The sequence below is a fragment of the Streptomyces sp. NPDC096046 genome (genome assembly GCF_040303285.1).
In the GTDB taxonomy this organism is placed as follows: Bacteria; Actinomycetota; Actinomycetes; order Streptomycetales; family Streptomycetaceae; genus Streptomyces.
In genome coordinates, this window is record NZ_JBEOSZ010000010.1 from 38357 (window position 1) to 44356 (window position 6000).

The following is a 6000-nucleotide window of genomic DNA, read 5'->3' on the forward strand; positions in this document are numbered from 1 at the left end:
CGGGCGTCGCGACGGGGCAAAACGTTGCCTACCGCGGCACCAGGAGGGTTCGGTGGACCCGCCCGCGCCCCTCACCCGACCCGGATGCCCACGATGCAGGTGTCGTCGTCGGTGTCCGACTTGCTGTAGGTGAGAAGGCGGTCCAGCTGCTGGTCGAGGGTGCTGGGCGCCGCGCGGGCGGTGGTCAGGAGGTGGGTCAGGGACTCCTCCACCGGCCGGTCGCGGCGTTCGACCAGGCCGTCGGTGTACATCAACAGGGTGTCCTCGGGTTCCAGCCGAAGCTCGGTCTCCTCGTACACGGCCTCGGGGACGGCGCCCAGCAGCAGGCCCTTGACCAGGGGCAGAGGTGCCGCCTCGGTGTCCCGGACGAGCACGGGCGGCAGGTGTCCCGCCCGGGCCCAGCGCAGCGTCCGCCCGACCGGGTCGTACAGCCCGCACACCGCGGTCGCGGTGACGGCGCCCGTCAGATGGTGCGCCACGATGTTGAGCCACGACAGCAGCTGGCCCGGCCCGGCGCCGGTCACCGCCAGACCGCGCAGCGCGTTACGCAGGACGACCATGCTGGTGGCGGCCTCGATGCCGTGGCCGGCCACGTCGCCCACACAGAGCAGCACCTTCCGGGACGGCAGGACGACGGCGTCGTACCAGTCGCCGCCCACGAGTTGCTCGGTCTCCGCGGGCCGGTAGCGGACGGCCACCTGAAGCCCGGACACCTGCAACGGCGCCTGGGTGGGGGGCATGATGGCGTGCTGCAACTGCAGGGTCAGCCGGTTGCGTTCGGTGGCCTGCTGCTCGGTGTGGGCCAGCTGGTCGCGGGTGGCGGCGAGCGCCACCTCGGTCCAGTGCTGGGCCGAGATGTCCTGGTAGGCACCGCGGATCAGGAGCAGCCGGTCGTCGGTGTCGAGCACGGGTTCGGCGACGATCCGGATGTGGCGGGTCACCCCGTCCGGCCGCTGCAGCCGGAAGGCCGCGGCCGCCGGCCGCCGGTGGTGCAGCAGCGTGCGCAGGAAGCGGCGGATGGAAACGCCGTCGTCCGGGTGGGCATGGGCCGGCAGCTCTTCCAGGGCCACCGGGGTGCTCGTCTCCGGCCGGCCGTAGAGGTCGAAGAGCTGTCCGTTCCAGGTGATCTCACCGGTGAGCACGTTCTCCTCGAACCCACCGATGCGGCCGAGCCGCTGGGCGTGCTGGAGCAGGCTCGCAAGGCGCGCCGTCTCGTCCTCGATACGCCAGATGAGGAGTACGGACATCCCGTGGCGGCTGATGCTGATGTCCGCAACCGCCGAGAGGGGGACCTGGTCGACGAGGGCGGTGAGGTTCATCCGCCGGGCCCGGAAGGGCTCACCGGTGGCATAGACCCGCTCGACGCGCTGGAACAACTCGCTGTCCCCGGCGGCCATCGGGTAGGCCTCCAGAAGCAGCGCGCCGCTCACGACCGCCCGCGGCCTGCCCGCGGGGTCCAGGAACCGGCTGTTCACGTGCTGGATGCGGAAGTCCACCAAGTGGCCGTCGCCGTCCAGGTGCGGCACCAGCACGAGGGCGGGGTCGTGCAGCCCGTCGGCCAGGTCCATCAGCTCGGCGGCGTCCGGCAGGACGCGCGGCTCCTGGGCGGCCCCCTGGGGCGGCGTGTACAACTCCAGGGTGTGGGCGCACAGTTCGGCCAGCGCCTCCACCTGGCGGACGATCTGCGGAGGCTGCGGCTCCAGCCGGGCCGGCCAGGCGATCTCCAGGACGCCGTGGATGCGCCCCCCGGTGCCGGCGGGCAGGGCGACCCGGCCGCCGTCCGGGTGGTGGTGCAGGCCGATGCTGGGCAGTCCGGTCGGGCCGAGCGTGCTGATCCACTGCCCCTCGCGCTCCATGAGGCCCCGCCGGGCCACGGTCACCACGTCCGGCGGGACGTAGCGCCAGCGTGCGGCCTCGGCCGGTGAGAATCCCGCGCTGCCCGCCAGGGTGAGCGAGCCGTCGGAGCCCACGGCCCATATGGCGACCGCCACCGCGCCGAGGGGGCGCAGCGCCTGTTCCAGCAGGGCGTCGGCCACGGCCTGGGTGTCGTCCGCGGCCAGCACGCCGCTCTCGGCCGCGCGCAGGCGCACGGCCGCCGACTCGCGCTCGGCCTCGTCGGCGGCCTTGGTGGCGGCGAGGAAGGCATCCGTCACCTCGGACATCCGGTCCCGGGCGGCCTGGTTGATGACGTCGACGGCGAACTCCAGGGGAGTCACCTGGGCCTGCTCGGCCAACTGGGTGAGCTGCCGGGCGGCCTGGGCAGGGCCGCACTTCAGCCGCTCGACCAGGACGCCCTTCGCGAGCTCGATCAGGGCCCGCCCTTCGGCCTCCGCCTGGGCGGCGCGCACCTCCCGGCTGAGCCGTTCCACGGTGGCGGCCAGCCGGCCCACCGGTGAGGCGGAGGGGAGCTCTTCGAGGTCGCCGGGCGGGTCGTCGGGGGACGCCGACGGCTCCTCCATGGCCCCGGACGGCCCGTCGGGAGGCGCCGCCTCCCCGTCGGCGGCCTTCGTCTCCCCAGCGGTGGCAGGGGGCAACGCGTCGGACGGCACGGACGACGGAGAGGACTCCGGACCGGTGGCCGAGTCGCGCTGCGGCTCACGGTCCTGACCCGGTTCGCGCGGCTGCTCGGACATGCTCACGGTGTGGATGCTCCTCGACTGGAGCGCTCTGAGGCGCGGAACGACAGGCGCTGCGGGGCGCCCGGCCCGCGGGTGTGCGGGTCGGGCGCCGGTGTTCTCATGCCGGCAGCCAGCGGCGGACGCAGGCGATGAGGTCGCGCGTGTCGACGGGCTTGGTGACGTAGTCGCTGGCTCCCGAGGCGAGGCTCTTGTCCCGGTCTCCGGGCATCGCCTTCGCCGTGACGGCGATGATGGGCAGCTCGGCGTACTGGGGCATCCGGCGGATCTCGGCCGTCGCGGTGTAACCGTCCATCTCCGGCATCATCACATCCATCAGCACGATGGCGATGTCCGGGTTGTTCACCAGCGTCTCGATGCCTCTGCGCCCGTTCTCGGCGTGCAGGACGCGGAAGCCGTGCAGCTCCAGGATCCCGCTCAGGGCGAACAGGTTCCGCGCGTCGTCGTCCACGACGAGGACGGTGCGCCCGGCCGACGCGGCGTCGAGGGAGGGCGGCGTCGGTTGCTGCTGTCCCTCGGTCCGGACCAGGGACAGCACGTCCCCGGGTTCCTCGGCGGACAGGTGCAGCGCGATGCGCTCACGCAGCTCGTCGAGACTGGACAGCAGCTCCAGGGCGCCGCCCTCCGAGCGGGACCGCAGCGTCTCGTCCAGGGGCATGTCCACGGGGTGGCTGTTGTGCACCAGCACCGGAACGCTCGTCAGCGCCGAGTCACCCTCCAGGGCCCGGAGGAACCGGGCCGCCTCGCCGTCGCGCATGCCCAGCTCCAGGACGACGCAGTGGCACGGCTCGGACGCCAGCGCACCGGCCGCCTCCTGCGCGCCGACGGCGGTGATGATGTCGACCGCGGGACGCTGAGCGCCGTCGGTGCGGCCGTGCGCCAGGTCGGCGACCACGCTCTCCGCGACGAGCGTCAGCAGACCGCGCGACCGCTCCTCCACGACGAGCAGACGCCTCGGCCGGGGGCCGGGCCCGATCTGCGGCACCGGCACCGAGCCGGACAGTCCCCGCGGCAGGGGTTCGGCCGCCGTCCGCTCGGGTGTTCTGCCGTGACCGAGCAGTTCCTCGAAGTCGGGACGGGCCACCGGCAGGAAGAGCGTGAACGTGCTCCCCTGGCCGGGTGTGCTCTGCACCGACACGGCGCCGCCGAGCAACTGGGCGATCTCCCGCGTGATGGACAGGCCCAGGCCGGTACCGCCGTACTTCCGGCTGGTCGTGCCGTCCGCCTGCTGGAAGGCACCGAAGATCGTCTCGAGGTGCTGTTCGGGGATGCCGATGCCGGTGTCCTTGACGCGGAAGGCCACCACGGCGGCGCCCCGGACCACGCCCTCGGGCACCTCGTCGTCCGAGGCGGGCTCGATGCTCAGCTCCACGCCGCCCTGCTCGGTGAACTTCACGGCGTTCGACAGGAGGTTGCGCAGCACCTGGCGCAGCCGGGAGTCGTCCGTGAGCACGTCCGCCGGCGCGCCCGCGGCGGTGGTCACCTTGAACTCCAGGCTCTTCTGCGTCGTCATCGGCCGGAAGGTGGCCTCGACGTACTCGATGAGCTGGCGCAGCGTCACCCGCTCGGGCGTGACGTCCATCTTCCCGGCCTCGACCTTCGACAGGTCGAGGATGTCGTTGATGAGCTGCAGCAGATCGGAACCGGCGGAGTGGATGATCTGCGCGTACTCGACCTGCTTGGGCGTGAGGTTGCGGGACGGGTTCTGTGCCAGCAACTGGGCCAGGATGAGCAGGCTGTTGAGCGGGGTGCGCAGTTCGTGGCTCATGTTGGCCAGGAACTCCGACTTGTACTTCGAGGCCAGCGACAGCTGCTGGGCGCGGGTCTCCAGTTCCTGGCGGGCCTGCTCGATCTGCAGGTTCTTCGCCTCGATGTCCCGGTTCTGCGCCGCGAGCAGCGAGGCCTTCTCCTCCAGTTCCGCGTTGGAGCGCTGCAGTTCCTCCTGCTGGACCTGCAACTCCGTGGATCGGGCCTGGAGTTCGACCGTGAGGCGCTGCGACTCGACCAGCAGCTCGTCGGTGCGGGCGTTGGCCACGATGGTGTTGACGTTGACGCCGATGGTCTCCATCAGCTGGGCGAGGAAGTCCCGGTGGATCTGGGTGAAGGGCGTGACCGACGCCAGCTCGATGACGCCGAGGACCTGGCCCTCGACCACGATGGGCAGCAGCACCAGCGCGGTCGGCACCACCTGGCCGAGGCCTGAGGAGATGGTCACATAGCCGTCCGGCAGCTCGTCCACCATGATGGTGCGCCGACTGCGCGCGGCCTGGCCGACGAGGGTGCGGCCGAAGGCGATGCGGGTGGGGCGGCTGCTGTCCTCCGGGTAGCCGTAGGAGCCGACGAGCCGCAGTTCGGGTCCTTCGTCGCCGTCCTCGGCGAGGTAGAAGGCCCCGTACTGGGCCGAGACCAGGGGCACCAGCTCGTCCATGATCAGCTCGGCGACCACGGGCAGGTCGCGGTGGCCCTGCATCAGGCCCGAGATACGGGCGAGGTTGGTCTTGAGCCAGTCCTGCTCCTGGTTGGCCCGGGTGGTCTCGCGCAGGGACTCCACCATGGAGTTGATGTTGTCCTTGAGCTCGGCGACCTCGCCGGACGCCTCCACGGTGATGGAGCGCGTCAGGTCGCCCTCGGCGACGGCGCTCGCGACCTCGGCGATGGCGCGGACCTGCCGGGTCAGGTTGCCCGCCAGTTCGTTGACGTTCTCCGTCAGGCGCTTCCAGGTTCCGGAGACGCCCTCGACCTCGGCCTGTCCACCGAGGCGTCCCTCGGTGCCGACCTCGCGGGCCACCCGCGTGACCTCGTCGGCGAACGCCGACAACTGGTCGACCATGGTGTTGATCGTCGTCTTGAGTTCGAGGATCTCCCCGCGGGCGTCGACGTCGATCTTCTTCGACAGGTCGCCCTTGGCCACCGCGGTCGTCACCAGCGCGATGTTGCGGACCTGGCCGGTGAGGTTGTTCGCCATCGAGTTGACGTTGTCGGTGAGGTCCTTCCAGGTGCCGGCGACGTTCGGCACGTGCGCCTGGCCCCCGAGGCGTCCTTCGGTGCCGACCTCGCGGGCGACCCGCGTGACCTCGTCGGCGAAGGCAGAGAGCGTGTCGACCATCGTGTTGATGACCTCGGCCAGCGCCGCGACCTCACCGGCGGCCTCCACCGTGATCCGCTGTGACAGGTCGCCGCGCGCCACGGCGGTGGCGACCTGGGCGATGGAGCGGACCTGGCCGGTCAGGTTCGACGCCATCACGTTGACGTTGTCGGTGAGGTCCTTCCAGGTTCCCGACACACCGCGCACCTGGGCTTGTCCGCCGAGGCGTCCCTCGGTGCCGACCTCGCGGGCCACCCGCGTGACCTCGTCGGCGAACGC

2 protein-coding genes are annotated in these 6000 nt (G+C 71.7%); both read right to left on the reverse strand.

Annotated elements, in window-relative coordinates; all coding sequences use genetic code 11:
• Positions 1 to 71 precede the first annotated feature (71 nt).
• Positions 72 to 2459 (reverse strand): SpoIIE family protein phosphatase, encoded by a 2388-nt coding sequence (locus ABTX62_RS11650; RefSeq protein ID WP_352116116.1) that lies wholly within the window; start codon positions 2457 to 2459, stop codon positions 72 to 74.
• Positions 2460 to 2736: 277 nt separating this feature from the next.
• Positions 2737 to 6000: HAMP domain-containing protein (locus ABTX62_RS11655; protein ID WP_352115984.1), on the reverse strand; the 3264-nt coding region annotated here is incomplete at its 5' end.

Bases quoted from the DNA above. Each gene is read 5' to 3' on its own strand.
- ABTX62_RS11650 (WP_352116116.1), bottom strand. From the start codon at position 2,459: ATGGAGGAGCCGTCGGCGTCCCCCGACGACCCGCCCGGCGACCTCGAA.